Annotated in this window: 5 protein-coding genes; all 5 read right to left on the bottom strand. The window is 66.7% G+C overall.

Going from position 1 to position 3,995, the window contains the following annotated elements; translation table 11 throughout:
• Positions 1-175: FmdB family zinc ribbon protein (locus JYJ84_RS30345; protein ID WP_275890748.1), on the bottom strand; the 175-nt coding region annotated here is incomplete at its 3' end.
• Positions 176-270: 95 nt separating this feature from the next.
• Positions 271-897, bottom strand: a complete 627-nt coding sequence (locus tag JYJ84_RS30340) for an SAM-dependent methyltransferase (protein WP_174955588.1) — start codon at positions 895-897, stop codon at positions 271-273.
• A 17-nt stretch (positions 898-914) separates the two neighbouring features.
• Complete coding sequence (gene ubiB / locus JYJ84_RS30335) at positions 915-2,492, bottom strand: ubiquinone biosynthesis regulatory protein kinase UbiB (RefSeq protein ID WP_043190583.1); 1,578 nt, start codon at positions 2,490-2,492, stop codon at positions 915-917.
• Positions 2,493-2,505: 13 nt separating this feature from the next.
• Entirely contained in the window at positions 2,506-3,132 is a 627-nt protein-coding gene (locus JYJ84_RS30330; protein WP_006487883.1) for an SCP2 domain-containing protein, read from the bottom strand.
• A gap of 164 nt (positions 3,133-3,296) precedes the next feature.
• Positions 3,297-3,995 (bottom strand): Tim44 domain-containing protein (locus tag JYJ84_RS30325; RefSeq protein ID WP_205189869.1); only part of this gene is annotated, 699 nt, incomplete at its 5' end.

The raw sequence follows: 3,995 nt of genomic DNA, 5'->3' as shown, positions 1-3,995 counted from the left end.
GGAAATCGGTGACATACCATCCCGAACCCTTCAGCTGGAAGCCTGCGGCGGTGACCTGCTTGCGAAATGCATCCTTCCCGCATTCCGGACACTGCGACAGCGGCGCGTCGCTCATCTTCTGGAGCACGTCCTTCGCGAAACCACACGCTTCGCATCGATAGGCGTAGATCGGCATGATATTTTTCCCGCGGAAACTGGAAACGGCTTGCAAAACCTTGAATTATAGCCGAAACCCTGCCGCGCTCCGGCAATGGCCGCGACACGCGTGCATCAGCGGCGGCGCCACGTGAGCCAGCGCTCGTGCCCTTCGAACACGGGCAGCGAATCGGTCACGGGCAAATCCTCGATCAGTTCGAAGTACGGCGCGAGCAGCGCATCGAGTTCGGCACGCTCGATTCCGAACGGCGGCCCCTTCGGTTTCGCCATCAGGAAGAAATAGCCGGCCAGCAAGCCGTCCGTTGGCAGCAGCTCGGCCATGCGCGCCGCATAGCCGGCGCGCATGGCCGGCGGCAGCGCGCACAGGAACGCACGCTCATACACCCACTGCACGTCGAACGGCGGCCGGTACGTGAAGAAATCGGCCTGCTCGACGACGCCCGCATGCGCACCGAGCTGCGCCTTCGCCGCAGCCACCGCCTGCGCGGCGAAATCGATCGCACGCACGGGCCAGCCGGCCTGCGCGAGCCACCCGGCCTCCTGCGCACTGCCGCAGCCGGGAATCAGCACCGCGCACGGCTCGAGCCGGTGCGCGAACACGCTGAAACCGTCGGGCACGCCGCCGAATTCCCACGGCGTCATGCCACGCTCGAAACGCTCGTCCCAGAACGATGCGTCGCCGGGATCGCGCGTCGTGAAATCGGTGGCTGCCGGTGTGACGGGTTGCTTCGGATCGGACATCGCCCTGCTCCTTTCGGTCATGTGCCGTACGCGAGCGCCAGCAGCACGCGCGCAACGAGCGCCCCGACGCCGACGGCAAGGCCGAAGATCAGCAGCGCCTGCATCAACCGGTTCGTCCGCTTCTGCTCGACGAGGATCTGCCGCATCAGGTCCTCGCTCGCCGCGCGCGGCGCGTCATGGCGCGCGGCCATCGCGTGATGGATCAGGCGCGGCAGTTGCGGCAGCGTCTTGCTCCACTGCGGCGCCTCGACCTTGAAGCGCTCGTACCAGCCGCGCAGGCCGATCTGCTCGGTCATCCAGCGCTCGAGGTACGGCTTCGCGGTCTTCCACAGGTCGAGCTCGGGGTCGAGCGAGCGGCCGAGCCCCTCGACGTTCAGCATCGTCTTCTGCAGCAGCACGAGCTGCGGCTGGATCTCGACGTTGAAGCGGCGCGACGTCGAGAACAGGCGCATCAGCACCTGGCCGAGCGAGATGTCCTTCAGCGCACGGTCGAAATACGGCTCGCACACCGCGCGGATCGCGCTTTCGAGCTCCTCGACGCGCGTTTCGGGCGGCACCCAGCCCGACTCGAGGTGGAGCGTCGCGACGCGGTGGTAGTCGCGCTTGAAGAACGCGAGGAAGTTCTGCGCGAGGTAATTCTTGTCGAAATCGGACAGTGCGCCGACGATCCCGAAATCGAGCGCGACGTAGCGGCCGAACGTGTTCGGATCGAGGCTGACCTGGATGTTGCCCGGGTGCATGTCCGCGTGGAAGAAACCGTCGCGGAACACCTGCGTGAAGAAGATCTCGACGCCTTCACGCGCGAGCTTCTTGATGTCGACGCCGGCCGAACGCAGCGTCTCGACCTGGCTGATCGGCACGCCGGTCATGCGCTCCATCACGAGCACCTGCGACGTCGAGAAATCCCAGAACATCTCGGGCACGAGCAGCAGGTCGAGGCCCGCGAAGTTGCGGCGCAGCTGGCTGCCATTGGCTGCCTCGCGCATCAGGTCGAGCTCGTCGTGCAGGTACTTGTCGAATTCGGCGACGACTTCGCGCGGCTTCAAGCGCCGGCCGTCGGCCCACATGCGCTCGGTCCAGATCGCGATGTCGCGCATCAGCGCGAGGTCGGAATCGATCACGGACAGCATGTTCGGGCGCAGCACCTTGACGGCGACAGCCTTGCCCGCGTGCTGGCCCTGCTTCAGCTTCGCGAAATGCACCTGCGCGATCGACGCGCTCGCGATCGGCTCGCGCTCGAATTCGTCGAACAACTCGTCGACCGGCGCACCGAGCGACTTCTCGATGATCCCGATCGCAACCGCCGAATCGAACGGCGGCACCTGGTCCTGCAGCTTCGCGAGTTCGTTCGCGAAATCGACCGACAGCAGGTCGCGGCGGGTCGACAGCACCTGGCCGAACTTCACGAAAATCGGACCGAGGCTTTCGAGCGCGTGGCGCAGCCGCACGGCAGGCGGATCGGAATAGCGGCGGCCGATCGTCGTGATCCGCAGCAGCAGCTTCACACGCCGGTCGTCGATCCGGGACAGCATCACTTCGTCGAGGCCAAAGCGGATGACGGTGTAGACAATCTTGATGAAACGGAAAATGCGCATGCCCTACGGCCCCTCAGTGCGCGCCGCGCGGGCCGGAACCCGTGCGCGCGCCGATTTTTTGTTCGAGTCGCTCGACCCGCTTTTCGACCCGCGCGAGCGCATCGCGTGCGCGCGCCAGTTCGGCATCGAAGCCGCCGAGCGACGCGCGCCGGACGACTTGCGGGTTCTCGTCGAGCCAGTATTCGGCGACGGAATCGAGCACGTTGCGGCCGGTGCGTCGCGCGCGTGCACCGGCATCGCGCACGACCGTCGCGATCCGGTATGCCGCCGCGTCGCCGACCAGCTTCGCGAGATCTTCTTCAGGTTCCCAGCGCAGGTGCTCGGCCAGCTTCGCGATCTGCGTCGCGAACTCCGCGTCACCCTCGATCTTCACGTGCTTCATCACGGCCGCCTGGCCGCCCTGCAGGAACGCGGCGACCGTGTCGCCGGCGAGCGCGATCGACACGTCGACCTGTTGCGCATCGTGCGCGTCGACGGCCGACAGATAGCCGTCGGGCTGCACCAGCAGCGTGAGCGTAACGGGAGGCACGTCGATCCGGGCAGTCTTGCCCGCATACGGAATCAGGCGGTCGCGCGCCCACGATTCGCGGGCGAGCAGGTGATTGACGGCAGCAGCAAAAGGCTTGGCGGCAAAGGTCATCGGGCTGGGAAAGAAAAAACCCGCGCAGGCCGGGCGCCCACGCGGGTTTCTATTGTAACGTCGGATCGTCGGCAGGCCGTGCCTGACCGCACACCCGGGCGGCAAGCGGTCGCAGTGCGGCGGCCGTTGCCCGGGTGTCCGGCGGCGTGGGCCGCCGGACACGCTCAGTGCGTGTTGATCTGCTGGATGCCCGCGAGCAGCCAGCCCTGACTGCCCGACTTCGACAGGTTCCACACCTCGTCGAACGGCGCGGCCGACGCATTCGCCGATTCGCGGATCAGGCCGTGGAAACGCACGCTCGCCGACTGCTCGATGCCGCGATCCTCGATCGCGACCAGTTCCGCGTCGAGCTGCACGACGTCGGTCTGGTTCGACTCGTTGCCGCGCGAATCGAGGTCGATCTTGATCTCGGCGAACATTTCCGGCGTCGTGAACTCGCGGATGTCGGCCAGGTTGCCCTGGTCCCACGCGGCCTGCAGGCGCACGAAATAGACCTTCGAGCTGCGCAGGAACGCTTCGGTGTCGAAGCCGGCCGGCACCTGGAGCGGGGCTGCCCCGGCAGCCGCTGCCGCGCCAGCGGCCGCGGCACCGCCGCCGAACACGCCTTGCGCTTCGTTCGCGTAGTTGCTGCCGCTGCCCGCGTAGTTGCTGCCGGTGTTGCCCTGCTGGAACGACGGGCTTTGCGAGTAGCCGCCCGACGACGACGCCGAGCCGCCGACCGAGTATGCCGGCTCCTGCGGACGACGGCGGTTCATGAACTTGCGGATCAGCCAGATACCGACCGCCGCAAGCAGCGCGATCACGATGACGTTCGCCATCATGCTCGCGAATGCGCCGCCCAGGCCGAAGTGCGACAGCAGCGC

This window comes from Burkholderia sp. LMG 13014, assembly GCF_905232215.1.
In the GTDB taxonomy this organism is placed as follows: domain Bacteria; phylum Pseudomonadota; class Gammaproteobacteria; order Burkholderiales; family Burkholderiaceae; genus Burkholderia.
Note: the sequence above shows the minus strand (reverse complement) of the source record. Positions and strands in the feature narration are given on the sequence as shown.